11 protein-coding genes are annotated in these 13,811 nt (G+C 69.1%); all 11 read right to left on the reverse strand.

Annotation, left to right across the window (positions count from 1 at the left end; all coding sequences use genetic code 11):
* Positions 1-76 precede the first annotated feature (76 nt).
* Complete coding sequence (tpiA, locus tag AC1DMN_RS06170; protein ID WP_477384004.1) at positions 77-868, reverse strand: triose-phosphate isomerase; 792 nt, start codon at positions 866-868, stop codon at positions 77-79.
* Positions 859-2,085, reverse strand: coding sequence for a phosphoglycerate kinase (locus AC1DMN_RS06175; RefSeq protein ID WP_477229248.1), 1,227 nt, complete (start codon positions 2,083-2,085; stop codon positions 859-861). Before AC1DMN_RS06175 ends, tpiA begins: the two co-directional genes overlap by 10 nt.
* Before the next feature lie 10 nt (positions 2,086-2,095).
* Positions 2,096-3,106: a type I glyceraldehyde-3-phosphate dehydrogenase gene (gene gap, locus AC1DMN_RS06180; RefSeq protein ID WP_477384006.1), complete on the reverse strand. Its 1,011-nt coding sequence runs from the start codon at positions 3,104-3,106 to the stop codon at positions 2,096-2,098.
* A 100-nt stretch (positions 3,107-3,206) separates the two neighbouring features.
* A complete protein-coding gene (locus AC1DMN_RS06185) occupies positions 3,207-3,833 on the reverse strand; it encodes a superoxide dismutase (RefSeq protein WP_477229249.1) in 627 nt (208 codons plus the stop codon).
* A 198-nt stretch (positions 3,834-4,031) separates the two neighbouring features.
* Complete coding sequence (whiA, locus tag AC1DMN_RS06190) at positions 4,032-5,009, reverse strand: DNA-binding protein WhiA (protein WP_440731490.1); 978 nt, start codon at positions 5,007-5,009, stop codon at positions 4,032-4,034.
* Positions 5,010-5,095: 86 nt separating this feature from the next.
* The gene (rapZ, locus tag AC1DMN_RS06195; protein WP_440731489.1) at positions 5,096-5,965 is read right to left on the reverse strand and encodes an RNase adapter RapZ; all 870 of its coding nucleotides are present in this window, start codon (positions 5,963-5,965) and stop codon (positions 5,096-5,098) included.
* Between the two features lie 27 nt (positions 5,966-5,992).
* Positions 5,993-7,984 carry an excinuclease ABC subunit UvrC gene (gene uvrC, locus AC1DMN_RS06200; protein WP_440731488.1) on the reverse strand — a complete coding sequence of 664 codons (1,992 nt, stop codon included), beginning with the start codon at positions 7,982-7,984 and terminating at the stop codon, positions 5,993-5,995.
* Positions 7,984-10,902, reverse strand: a complete 2,919-nt coding sequence (gene uvrA / locus AC1DMN_RS06205) for an excinuclease ABC subunit UvrA (protein WP_440731487.1) — start codon at positions 10,900-10,902, stop codon at positions 7,984-7,986. The genes uvrC and uvrA overlap by 1 nt, the downstream gene beginning before the upstream one ends.
* A gap of 46 nt (positions 10,903-10,948) precedes the next feature.
* Positions 10,949-11,512, reverse strand: a complete 564-nt coding sequence (locus tag AC1DMN_RS06210; protein ID WP_477229250.1) for a hypothetical protein — start codon at positions 11,510-11,512, stop codon at positions 10,949-10,951.
* Entirely contained in the window at positions 11,509-12,816 is a 1,308-nt protein-coding gene (locus AC1DMN_RS06215) for a DUF58 domain-containing protein (protein WP_477229251.1), read from the reverse strand. Before AC1DMN_RS06215 ends, AC1DMN_RS06210 begins: the two co-directional genes overlap by 4 nt.
* On the reverse strand, positions 12,813-13,811 hold the full coding sequence (locus AC1DMN_RS06220) for an AAA family ATPase (protein WP_477229252.1): 999 nt from the start codon (positions 13,809-13,811) through the stop codon (positions 12,813-12,815). Before AC1DMN_RS06220 ends, AC1DMN_RS06215 begins: the two co-directional genes overlap by 4 nt.

Consider the following 13,811-nt stretch of genomic DNA (forward strand, 5'->3'; position numbering starts at 1 on the left):
GCACGGGCGCGCGGGATCCCGGGTAACGGTCAATTATACGTCGAGACGTCTCCGCCGCTCGGGGCGGAGACGCGTGTCACACCCCGACGTGCTTCTGATAGCGGACGATCGCAGCGAACTCGTCGACGACCAGGCTCGCTCCACCGACCAGTGCGCCGTCCACGTCGGGCTCGCGCATGAACCCGGCGATGTTCGCCGACTTCACCGAKCCGCCGTAGAGGATSCGRGTSCGCGCGGCCGCCTCGTCGCCGAGGACCTTCGCGATSACKCCRCGCAGGACCGCGCAGACATCCTGCGCCTGCTGCGGAGTCGCGGCCTGACCCGAGCCGATGGCCCAGACGGGCTCGTACGCGACGACGATGTCCGCCTTCGCGTCGAGTCCCCGCAACGCCGCCTCGAGCTGACCTGCGGGCACGGCGCTCGCGCCGAATTTCTCCAGGTCCTCCGCCGTCTCACCGACGCAGATCACTGGAACCAGACCGTGCTTGAGTGCGGCCTTGGTCTTGGCCGCCACGATCTCATCGCTCTCCGCGTGGTACTCGCGTCGCTCCGAGTGGCCGATGATGACGTAGCTCGCATCGAGCTTGGCCAGGAACGCACCGGAGATCTCGCCGGTGTACGCCCCCGAATCGTGCTGCGACAGATCCTGCGCGCCGAAGGCGAAGGGGATCTTGTCAGCGTCGATCAGCGTCTGCACGCTGCGCAGGTCGGTGAACGGCGGGAAGACCRCCACCTCGACCGTGCCGTCTTCGTGCTTGGCGTCCTTGAGCGTCCAGTGCAGCTTCTGCACGAATGCGACGGCCTGCAGGTGATCGAGGTTCATCTTCCAGTTGCCCGCGATCAGCGGGGTTCTGCTGTTCATGCCCATCCGAGGACCTCCAGTCCGGGAAGCTTCTTGCCCTCGAGGAACTCGAGGCTCGCGCCGCCGCCCGTCGAGATGTGACCGAACTGATCATCCGCGAAACCGAGCTGACGCACGGCCGCGGCGGAATCGCCGCCACCGACCACGCTCAGGCCGTCGGTCTCGGTCAGCGCCTCCGCGACGGCTCTGGTGCCGGCGGCGAAGGCGGGGAACTCGAACACGCCCATGGGCCCGTTCCAGAAGACGGTCTTGGATCCGCGGATCGCATCCGCGAAGCGGGCGGCACTGTCCGGCCCGATGTCGAGTCCGATGCCCGAGGCCCCGAAGGACGTCGCCTCGATGGCATCGGCGGCGGCGACCTCGTGAGCGGCATCCGCGGAGAACGATGCCGCGACGACCACGTCGGTGGGGAGCACGAGCTCCACGCCGCGCTCGGCTGCTTCGGAGATGTAGCCGCGCACCGTTTCGAGCTGGTCCTTCTCCAGAAGGCTGGAGGCGACCGCGTGGCCCTGTGCCGCGAGGAAGGTGAACAGCATTCCGCCGCCGACCAGGAGGCGGTCGACCCGCGGCAGCAGGTGCGAGATCACGCCGAGCTTGTCGGAGACCTTGGACCCGCCGAGCACGACCGTGTAAGGGCGCTCGGGGTTCTCGGTGAGGCGGTCGAGGACCGTCAGCTCGGCTTCGATGAGCAGACCGGCCGCGGACGGCAGAATCTGCGCGAGGTCGTAGACGCTCGCCTGCTTGCGGTGTACGACTCCGAACCCGTCGGAGACGAGCGCATCGCCGAGGGTCGCGAGCTGCTCCGCGAAGGCGCGGCGCTCGGCGTCGTCCTTCGAGGTCTCGCCCGGGTTGAAGCGGAGGTTCTCGAGCACGACCACGCCACCGGGCTGGAGCGCCGCGACGGCGTCCTGCGCGGCGGCGCCGACCGTGTCGGCCGCGAATGCGACCGGCTGCCCGAGCAGCTCGCCCAGGCGCGCCGCGACGGGCGCCAGGCTGTACTGGGGGTCCGGGGCGCCCTCGGGACGACCGAGGTGGGAGCATACGATCACGCGCGCCCCCTGGTCGATGAGGGCTTTGAGAGTCGGCACCGACGCTCGAACACGGCCATCGTCCGTGATGACCCCGTCCCGCAGAGGGACGTTGAGGTCACAACGGACGATGACGCGCGTTCCGTCGAGCGAACCGACCGATTCCTTCAGGGATTCGAGGGTGCGCAGAGTCATGGATATGAGCTTAGAGCCGCTCGGCCACGTACTCGGTGAGGTCGACCAGACGGTTCGAGTAGCCCCACTCGTTGTCGTACCAGCTGGAGACCTTGACCAGGTTGCCGGAGACGTTGGTGAGCGTCGAGTCGAAGATCGACGAGAAGGGGTTGCCCTGGATGTCGCTCGAGACGATCTGGTCCTCGTTGTACTGCAGGTAGCCGTTGAGGCGACCCTCGGCGGCGGCCTTCGCGTATGCGGCGTTGACCTCGTCAGCCGTCAGGTCCTCGCGGTCCGTGATGAGCGTCAGGTCGACGATCGAGCCGGTGGGGACGGGCACGCGGTAGGAGGAACCGCTGAGCTTGCCGTTCAGCTCCGGCAGCACGAGGCCGATGGCCTTGGCGGCGCCGGTCGATGYCGGGACGATGTTGATCGCGGCGGCSCGGGCGCGGCGSAGGTCGCTGTGCGGGCCGTCCTGSAGGTTCTGGTCGGCGGTGTAGGCGTGCGCGGTCATCATGAAGCCGCGGACGATGCCGAACTCGTCGTTGAACACCTTGGCCAGCGGCGCGAGGCAGTTGGTGGTGCAGGAGGCGTTGGAGATGATGTGGTCCGTCTCCGGGTTGTAGGTCTCCTCGTTGACGCCCATCACGATGGTCGCGTCGTCGCCGGTCGCGGGAGCGGAGATCAGCACCTTCTTGGCGCCGGCCTCGATGTGCTTCTTCGCGAGCTCGGCCTTGGTGAAGAACCCGGTCGACTCGATGACGATGTCGACGCCCAGCTCACCCCACGGCAGGTTCGCGGGGTCGCGCTCCGCGAACGCCTTGATGTGGTGCCCGTCGACGGTGATGCTCTCGTCGTCGTAGCTCACGTCCGCCTTGAGCACGCCGCCCACGGAGTCGTACTTCAGCAGGTGCGCGAGGGTCTTGTTGTCGGTGAGGTCGTTGACCGCGACGATCTCGAGGTCGGCGCCCTGCTCGAGGGCTGCGCGGAAGTAGTTGCGTCCGATTCGGCCGAAGCCGTTGATACCGATCTTGACAGACACGAAAGTCTCCTGGTTCTTACTCAAGGAAGTGCGTGATTCTTGCGGATTGCGCGGACAACGGCGTCCTGATGGGTTTTTCGCCCATCAGGACGCCCATCTTTTACGACAGTACCAGCAGTCCGTTGGTCTTCTCGCGCGCGGCAACGAGGCGCTGGGCGACGTTCTCCCAGTTCGCGATGTTCCACGCGGCCTTGACGTAGTCGGCCTTGACGTTCAGGTAGTCCAGGTAGAACGCGTGCTCCCACATGTCCAGCTGGAACAGCGGCACCGTGCCCTGGGCGGTGTTGCCCTGCTGGTCGAACAGCTGCTGGATGATCAGGCGGGCGCCGATCGGGTCCCAGCTCAGCACGGCCCAGCCGGAGCCCTGGATGCCCATGGCCGCGGCGGTGAAGTGCGCCTGGAACTTCTCGAAGGATCCGAAGAACTCGTCGATGGCGGCCTTGAGCTCGCCCTCGGGCTGGCCGCCGCCGTTCGGCGACAGGTTGGTCCAGAAGATCGAGTGGTTGACGTGTCCGCCGAGGTTGAACGCGAGGTCCTTCTCAAGCTTGTTCACGTTCGCCAGGTTGCCGCTCTCGCGGGCCTCGGCGAGAGACTCGAGCGCCGCGTTCGCTCCGGCGACGTAGGCAGCGTGGTGCTTGTCATGGTGCAGCTCCATGATCTTGCCGCTGATGTGCGGCTCGAGGGCCGCGAAATCGTACGGAAGGTCGGGCAGCGTGTAGATCGCCATGTCGATGTCATCCAATCCGCGCCGCGCTCGCGGCGCTTGCCGGTCCCCCGAAACGCGGTGGTGCGCACGGGGCGGACGTCTTTCATCCTAATGACGGCAACGCGCGGATTGTCCGGATCCTTCCGGATGTGACGACGACGAGGGCCTGCGTCCGGGCGTGTTTCCACAGACCGGAACGCAGGCCCTCGATACGACGTGTCAGACGTCGAAACCGGCGGGTACGGCGGCTTCGGTGCCCGGGATCCCCTCGGTCTGAGCGCGCTTGTCGGCCATCGCGAGAAGGCGGCGGATGCGGCCCGCGACGGCGTCCTTCGTGAGGGGCGGATCGGCGTGGTGGCCGAGCTCGTCGAGGCTGGCGTCGCGGTGCGCGAGGCGCAGCGCACCTGCCGTCTGGAGGTGCTCCGGCACGTCGTCGCCGAGGATCTCGAGCGCGCGCTCGACGCGGGCGCAGGCGGCGACCGCGGCCTGGGCGGAACGGCGCAGATTCGCGTCGTCGAAGTTCACCAGCCGGTTGACGCCGGCGCGCACCTCGCGGCGCTGACGCATCTCCTCCCACGCGGCGGCGGTCTTGGACGCGCCCATCAAGGCGAGCACGGCGCGGATGCCCTCAGGTTCGCGGATGACGACGCGCGGCATGCCGCGTACCTCTCGCGCCTTCGCGGCGATGCCGATCCGGTGTGCGGCGCCGACGAGGGCCATCGCCGCCTCGGACGACGGGCACGCGACCTCGAGCACGGCCGAACGGCCGGGCTCGCTGAGCGACCCCGCTGCGAGGAAGGCCCCCCGCCACAGGCCGGCGAGCTCCTCGCGCGATCCGGTGGTGAGACGGTTGGGCAGGCCGCGCACCGGACGGCGGCGCTGGTCGAGCAGCCCCGTCTGCCGGGCGAGGGTCTCGCCCGCAGCGATCACCCGCACGGCGTACTTGGCGCCGTCGTGGCTGGAAGCACCCTGGATCGGGGCGATCTCGGGACGGACGCCGAAAAGCTCCGCGAGGTCGCGCGCGACGCGCCGTGCGAGCAGCTCCGCATCCACCTCCGCCTCGACCGCGATGCGGTTGGCGATCTGGTGCAGCCCCCCGGCGAACCTCAGCACCGCCGTCACCTCCGCGACGCGCACCGAGGGGGGTGCGTTCCGGATGCTGACGAGCTCGGCCTTGACGTCGGTGGTGAGTGCCACGGGTCTCCTTCTCACGGGCGGCGCCGGATCTCGGCACAAGGGATCAGTTTACCCGGCCGCGGCGCTCATCACCGGCCGGGTCCGCCTCACTCTCGCCCGAGATCGCGGTGCCGGACGGTCACCGCGACCCCTGGGATCTGCCCCAGACGCGCGGCGAGCTCCTCGACCATCGCGACCGAACGGTGCTTGCCGCCCGTGCAGCCGATGGCGACCATCGAATGGCTCTTGTTCTCGCGCTGATACCCCTCCAGCACCGGGCGCAGCGCGGCCGTGTAGGCGTCGAGGAACTCCTGCGCGCCGTCACGGGTGAGCACGTAGTCGCGCACCTCGGAATCCAGACCCGTGGAGCCGCGCAGCTCGTCGATCCAGAACGGGTTGGGCAGGAAGCGCATGTCGGCCACGAGGTCCGCATCCGAAGGCAGCCCGTACTTGAAGCCGAAGCTCATGACGGTCAGCTTGTGGCGCGCGGCGCCCTCCTCGGCGAACACCTCGTTGACCTTGGTGGCCAGCTGATGCACGTTCAGGCTCGAGGTGTCGATGATGATGTCGGCGGCTTCGCGCAGAGGGGCGACCCTGGTCCGCTCGGTGCGGATGCCATCGAGCAGCGTCCCGTCGCCCTGCAGCGGGTGCGGACGCCGGACCGACTCGAAGCGGCGCACCAGCACGTCATCGGAGGCGTCGAGGAACACCACCTGCACGGATCCGTGCTCGCGCAGCGCGCGAGCCACTCCGGGGAAGCCGTCGAAGAGATCGCGCCCGCGCACGTCCACGACCGCAGCAACCTTCGGCAGAGCCGCACCGCCGAGGTTGGCGAGATCGAGCAGGGGACGGAGCATCTGCGGCGGGAGGTTGTCGACCACGTACCAGCCGAGGTCCTCGAGAGCGTTCGCGACCGTCGAGCGCCCGGCGCCCGACATTCCGGTGACGATCAGGAACTCACCCTGGTCGGCGCTCATCTGCTCTCCTCCTCGCTCGTGTCCAGCCTAGCCAGAAGGCGGAGTCTGAGCGGCATCGGAATCGGATCCAGCGCCGACCAGGACGGATTCGACTCCCTCTCGGGATCCTGACACTGCGGCCGACCCGGCAAGATGCACGCGGATCGCCTCGGCGAGGGTCGGCCCGATCCCCTGCACCTCCTGGATCTCGGCGGCATCCGCGCGGCGCAATGCGGCGACGGATCCGAAGTGGCGAAGGAGCGTCTTGATCCGTGCCGCACCGAGCCCCGGGACCTCGGCGAGGATCGAGGCGATGTCGCGCCGGCGACGCTTGCGCTGATGGGTGATCGCGAAGCGGTGCGCCTCGTCGCGCAGGCGCTGCACGAGGTAGAGGGCCTCGCTCGTCCGCGGCAGGATCACGGGATAGTCCTCCCCCGGCAGCCACAGCTCCTCGAGGCGCTTGGCGATGCCGCACAGGCCGATGTCGCTGCGGCCGGCATCGCGGAGCGCCCGCGCCGCCGCCTCGACCTGGGGCTTGCCGCCGTCGACGATGAGCAACTGCGGCGGGTAGGCGAACCGCGGCTTGCGGCGTTCGGTGACGACGAGTTCTTCGCCGTTCTCGTCGAAAGCCGCGGTCTCCGCGGTCTCCTCGGGTGCGTCGATGTGCGCGAGCCGGCGCGTGAGAACCTGGTACATCGAGTCGGTGTCGTCCGTGGTCTCGGCGATGTTGAACGAGCGGTACTGGTCCTTGCGCGGAAGGCCGTCCTCGAACACGACCATCGACGCCACCACGTTCGTGCCGCTCAGATGCGAGATGTCGTAGCACTCGATCCGCAATGGCGCCTCGTCGAGGCCGAGCGCGTCCTGCAGGTCGGTGAGCGCCTGGGTGCGCGTCGTGTAGTCGCTGGAGCGCCGGGTCTTGTGGCGGATGAGCGCCTGCTGCGCGTTGAGAGTGGCGTTGCGCATCAGCTCCGCGCGCTGCCCGCGCTGCGCGACGGCGATCTCCACCTTCTTGCCGCGCCGCTCCCGGAGCCACTCCTCCAGCTCGACGGTGTCGTCCGGCAGCGACGGCACGAGCACACGCCGTGGCACCTGCTCGCCGCTCGCCTCGCCATACACGCGCTGCAGGATCTGGTCCACGAGCTCCGCGCCCGAGATGTCGATCTCCTTGTCGAGCGTGGACGCACGGACACCGCGCACACGCCCGCCGCGGATCACGAAGTGCTGGATCGCGGCGGACAGCTCGTCCTCGGCGATGCCGAACAGGTCGGCATCCTCGTCCTGCGGCAGCACCAAGGCACTGCGACCCAGCACCGCCTCGATCGAGGAGAGCTGATCGCGATACTTCGCGGCGCTCTCGTAGTCCATCGCCGCCGACGCCTCGTGCATCCGCCGCGTCAGGTCGCGGGTGAAGCGCTCGTCGCCGCCCTCCATGAAGGCGATGAAGTCGTCGACCATCGCCCGGTGCTCGGCGATCGTGACCTTCATGGAGCACGGCCCGCCGCACTTGCCGATCTGGCCCGGGAAGCATGGTCGCCCGGTCTGCATCGCCTTGCGATAGCTGGCGTCGCTGCAGGTGCGGATCGGGAACACCTTGATCATCAGATCGATGGTGTCGTGCACYGCCCAGACCTTCGGATACGGCCCGAAGTACTTCGCGCCGGGGATCCGCCGGTTGCGGGTGACGATCACGCGCGGCGCCTCGTCGGCGAGCGTGATCGCCATGAACGGGTAGGACTTGTCGTCCTTGTAGCGCACGTTGAACGGCGGATCGAACTCCTTGATCCACATGTACTCGAGCTGCAGSGARTCGACGTCSGTSGGCACCACGGTCCACTCCACCGACGCGGCCGTGGTGACCATGCGCCGCGTGCGCTCGTGCAGGGTGCGCAGCGGCGCGAAGTAGTTCGACAGCCGCTGCCGCAGGTTCTTCGCCTTACCGACGTAGAGCACCCTGCCCTGCGCGTCGCGGAAGCGGTACACCCCGGGATCGGTCGGGATCTCCCCCTGCCTCGGCTTGTACGGGAGTTCTTCGGCCATCAACCCGCCTTGCGCTCGAGCACGCGCTGCGCGCCGGGGCGCGCTCCGGCCGGTGCCGTGCCGAGGACCTCGGCGAGGAACACGCCGGTGTGGCTGTCGGCGTTGCGCGCCACCTGCTCCGGCGTACCGGTCGCGATGATCTGACCGCCGCCGGATCCGCCTTCGGGACCGAGGTCGATCACCCAATCCGCCGACTTGATGACGTCCAGGTTGTGCTCGATCACGATGACCGTGTTGCCCTTGTCCACGAGTCCGTTCAGCACTTCGAGGAGCTTGCGCACGTCCTCGAAGTGCAGGCCCGTGGTGGGCTCGTCGAGCACGTAGATCGAGCGGCCGTTGCTGCGACGCTGGAGCTCGGTGGCGAGCTTGACGCGCTGCGCCTCACCGCCGGACAGGGTCGTCGCCGACTGGCCCAGCCGCACGTAGCCGAGCCCGACATCGACGAGCGTCTTCATGTAGCGGTGGATCGCCTGGATCGGCTCGAAGAACTCGGCGGCCTCCTCGATCGGCATCTCGAGCACCTCGGCGATGTTCTTGCCCTTGTAGTGCACGGCCAGGGTGTCGCGGTTGTACCGCTTGCCGTGACAGACCTCGCAGTCCACGTACACATCGGGCAGGAAGTTCATCTCGATCTTGATCGTGCCGTCGCCCGAGCACGCCTCGCAGCGCCCGCCCTTGACGTTGAAGCTGAACCGGCCCGGCTGGTAGCCGCGCACCTTCGCCTCGGGCGTCTCGCTGAACAGCGTGCGGATCCGGTCGAACACGCCCGTGTAGGTGGCCGGGTTCGAGCGCGGGGTGCGTCCGATCGGGGCCTGGTCGACGTGCACGACCTTGTCCAGGTTGTCGAGGCCGGTGACCCTGACGTGCTTGCCGGGCACCGTGCGCGCCCCGTTGAGCCGCGATGCGAGCACTCGATACAGGATGTCGTTGACAAGCGAGGACTTGCCGGATCCGCTCACGCCGGTGACAGCCGTGAGCACCCCGAGGGGGAAGTCCGCCGTCACGTTGCGGAGGTTGTTCTCCTTCGCCCCGACCACGCTGAGCATGCGCTTGCGATCGATCCGACGGCGCTTCTTCGGCGTGACGATCTCACGACGTCCCGCCAGGTAGTCGCTCGTCATCGAGGCCTTCTCACGCAGCAGCGCCTCGTAGGGACCGGAATGCACGACCAGGCCGCCGTTCACACCGGCGCCCGGGCCGATGTCCACCACCCAGTCCGCCGCCTCGATCGTCTCCTCGTCGTGCTCGACCACGATGAGGGTGTTGCCGAGGTCGCGGAGCGTCAGCAGCGTCTCGATGAGCCGCCGGTTGTCGCGCTGGTGCAGACCGATCGACGGCTCGTCGAGCACGTAGAGCACGCCGGTCAGCCCGGATCCGATCTGGGTCGCGAGGCGGATGCGCTGAGCCTCGCCGCCGGAGAGGGACCCGGCCGAACGGCTCAGGTTCAGGTAGGACAGGCCGACCTGCAGCAGGAAGTCGAGTCGAAGCCGGATCTCGCGCAGCACCTGCGCGGCGATCTTCGCCTCGCGCGGGCTCAGCTCGAGGCGCTGCATGAACTGCTGCGCCTCGGCGAGGCTCTTGTGAGACACCTCGGCGATCGAGTGCCCGTGCACCCGCACGGCCAGGACCTCCGGCTTGAGCCGGTCGCCGTTGCAGACGGGGCAGGGCACCTCGCGCAGGTACTCGCCCCAGCGGCTGCGCTGGGTGTCGCTCTCCGCCTGCTGGTACTGCCGCTCGATGTAGGGCACCACGCCCTCAAAGCCGGAGGAGTAGCGCATCTCACGGCCGTACCGGTTCTTCCACTTCACGGTGACCTTGTAGTTCTCACCGTGCAGCACCGCCTCCTTCACATCGGAGTGCAGCTTGTGCCAGGGCGTGTCGAGAGAGAAGTCGAGGTCGACCGCGAGGCCTTCGAGCAGGCGCTCGTAGTACTGGAACAGGCCCTTGCCCTGCGTCGTCCAGGGGATGATCGCGCCCTCGCGGATCGACAGGGTCTCGTCGCCGAGCATGAGCTCGGGATCCACCGACATCCGGGTGCCGAGACCGGAGCAGGCGGGGCATGCGCCGAACGGCGCGTTGAAGGAGAAGGTGCGCGGCTCGATCTCGGTGAGCGTGATCGGATGCCCGTTGGGGCACGCCAGCTTCTCCGAGAACGACTGCCAGGCGTCGTCGCCCTCCTCGTCCACGAAGTTCACCTGGACGACACCGCCCGCGAGACCCAGCGCGGTCTCCACCGAGTCGGTGACCCGGCCGAGGATGTCGGGAGCCGCCACGAGGCGGTCCACGACCACGCCGATGTCGTGCTTGTAGCTCTTCTTCAGCACGGGGGGCTCGGCCAGCTGCACGAGCTCGCCATCGACGATCGCGCGCGCATAGCCCTTGGCTCCGAGCTCGCGGAACAGGTCGACGAACTCGCCCTTCTTCTGGCTCACCACGGGTGCGACGATCTGATACCGGGTGCGCTCGGGCAACTCCATCAGCTGATCCGCGATCTGCTGCACCGTCTGCCGCTGGATCCGCTCACCGCATTGGGGGCAGTGCGGGACGCCGATGCGCGCCCAGAGCAGGCGCATGTAGTCGTAGATCTCGGTGATCGTGCCGACCGTGGAGCGCGGGTTGCGGTTCGTCGACTTCTGGTCGATCGACACCGCCGGGCTCAGCCCCTCGATGAAGTCGACGTCGGGCCGGTCGACCTGTCCGAGGAACTGGCGGGCGTACGCGCTGAGGGACTCGACGTAACGGCGCTGCCCTTCGGCGAAGATCGTGTCGAACGCCAGGCTCGACTTCCCGGATCCGGAAAGACCGGTGAAGACCACCAGCGAGTCGCGCGGGATCTCGAGGTCGACGTTRCGGAGGTTGTGGACACGAGCGCCTCGGACGCTGAGTCTTCCGGGGCTGGTTACGGGTACGATCGGCACCCGTCAAGTCTAGGAGCGGCCGCCGACATTGGATCCGGAAGGCCCCTCAGCGCATCCGATCAGCGTCGGGCGGGGAGCTGGAAGGCGTCTTCGGCGCGGGATCGGGCCCCCACGAGACCCGCAGAACAGCGGCGCTCACCCCGGTGAGAACGGCGGCGCCGAGCGGCGCCAGCCAGGCGAATCCGGGTCCGTGCAACGGCGGCACGGCGAGCAGCATGAGCGTCGCGGCCGATTGCGCGATCGCCTGGATCAGAAGCAGACGGCGCACGCCGGGCAGCAGCACGGCGGGCCGGATGCGGGAGCGCCATGGCACGGCCCACGCCCAGGCGGCGAGGACGTGCGCGGCATGGATGAGCAGGACCGCCAGGGCCGTGCGGCCGGCCGACGGCTCGGTCAGGATCATGCCCACAGCCATGCACGCGATGCCGATCCAGGACCCCATCGATCGTGGGACGATCACCGAGAGGAGCGATGCGCCTCCCGCCACCCACCACCACATCGGATACGGGTTCAGCAGCAGAACGCCGCCGGTGATGATCGCCGCTGTGCCGATGCGCAGCACCGGTGCCGGTAGCGAACCCGGAGCGATCAGCTCATGCGGACCCCTCATCTCCGCGCTCCGCGTCCGCGATCGCGTCGCGCGGTGCGGGCCGCGATCCGGAGGGCCGCCATCGGATCGTCCGCATCCCAGGAGATCACCTCGACTCCGGCGCCGCGGAGATCCTCGAGCACGCCGGCACGTTCGAGCAGCAGGGTGCGCATCGCGAGGTTCTGCGCCGGGGTCAGCCGCTGCGTCCGCGGCGCCGGTAGCACGTCGATCGCCACGACAGCCTGTCCTCCCGCGCTCCAGCGCAGCGCGAGATCCGCCGCGACCCCGTCGAAGAACGTCGAGAGCACGAACACGATGGACCCCGGCGGCACCGGCGGTGTGCGCCGGTACCGAGTGCCGTCGCCGTCCACGCCGGTGCCGGCGATCACGCCGCGCAGCCGCTCCAGATGCCGGGCGCCGGATCCGCTGCGCAGCGAACGGCCGCCCGGTGAGAGCGCATGGAATGCGACGCGGTCACCGGCCCCGATCGCCGCTGTCGCGACTGACAGCGCGGCTTCCCGCCCGAAGTCCATCGATGTGGGGCCGCTGTGCGCGGTCGCGCCGCTGCCCCAGGTCGCCACCACCGCACCCAGGTCGTCCGCGGTGTCCAGCGCGATGACCACGGCACTGTCGCTCAGCGCGTTCGTGCGCCGCACCAGCAGTTCGCCGGGACGCCGGGCCATTCGCGCCGTCGCACGCCAGTCCACGCGGCGCAGCTCGTCGCCCGGCGCGTACGGATGAATATCGCGGAAGTCGCCGCCGGTGCCTCCGCGCTGCCCGTCGTGGGCGCCGTGCAGACCGATCAGACGCGATGAGAGCGGGAGCTCGGCGACCCGCCGCGTCCGCGGCGCTGCCGCCCACATGGCAGAGAGACGCGCCGTCGGCGCGCTCGCCCAGGCGCCGTCGTGCTGCAGCGCCCGGGCTGAGACGGCGAGCGCCTCGGACGGACCGGAATGCAGCGTCCGGGTGCGGGTGCGCGCCGCCTCCCCCTGGCACGTCTCGACCTCGCCCGTGCGCTCGCAGCCCTGATCGACGGCGAGCTGGATCCACTCCGCGTCCGTCACGAGCTCGATCCGGCCCTGCACGGACTCCCGGTCCGCCGCCGCGTCCACGCTCAACTCGATCTCCATCGACGTCGATCGAGGCGGTCGCGCCAGCGCCCACACCCCGGCGAGCGCGAGCGGGAGCCCTGCGGCGATCACGTCGGGACGGCCGAACACCAGGCCCGCGCCCGCGAGGAGAACCGCCCCGGCGAACGCCGCAGCCAGGATGGGCGTGCGCTGCCAGTCCAACCACGCGCGCAGCGTCGAGTGGCTCTCAGTCATGTGCGGATCGCACCCGCTTCCGCCACCGTCGGCGGCACGGGGGTCGCGTTGACGACCGCGGCGACGACGCCCGCCGGATCCACGCCCTGCGCCCACGCCTGAGGGGTCAGGGTCAGCCGGTGCGCGAGCACGGGGACCGCGATGCGCTTGACGTCGTCGGGGCGGACGTAGCCCCGTCCTTCGATGGCCGCGACGGCCCGTGCGAGCAGGATCAGCGCCTGCGATCCACGCGGCGAAGCCCCGACCGCGACGTTCTGAGCAGTACGGGTGGCACGGGCAAGGTGCACGGCATAGCGGATCAGGTCGTCCTCGACGTGGATCCGTTCGACTGCCGCCTGGAGCGCGAGCAGCTCCACGGCCTCGATCACGGCGTCCACCTCCGTGTGCTCCCGCTGCCGACGGATGCGCTGTTCGACGATGCCCGCCTCGTTCTCGGGCTCCGGGTACCCCACCGCGAGCCGCACCATGAACCGGTCCAGCTGCGCTTCGGGCAACGCGTACGTGCCCTCGTATTCGATCGGGTTCGATGTCGCGATCACATGGAACGGGTCGGGCAGGGGGTACCGCCGTCCCTCGACCGTCACCTGACGCTCCGCCATCGCCTCGAGCATCGCGGACTGGGTCTTCGGCGTGGTGCGGTTGATCTCGTCCGCGAGCAGCAGGCCGGTGAAGATCGGACCGGGGCGGAATCGGAACTCCCCCGAGTCCGGGGCGTACACGAAGGATCCGGTGACGTCGCCCGGGAGCATGTCCGGCGTGCATTGCAGCCGTCGGAACTCCAACCCGAGCGCCGCCGCGAGGCTGCGGGCGGCGAGCGTCTTGCCCAGACCGGGGACGTCCTCGAACAGCACATGACCACCGGCGAGGATCGTGGCCAGAGCCAGCGTCAGCGGCTCGTCCATGCCGACGACCGCGGTGCGCACGCCCGCGAGTACTCGCGCCGCCGCATCGGTGATGGCGGCGGCATCGCCGTCTCTGGTCTGATCGATGCTCAT

This window comes from Microbacterium sp. 01T413_2, from assembly GCF_056398985.1.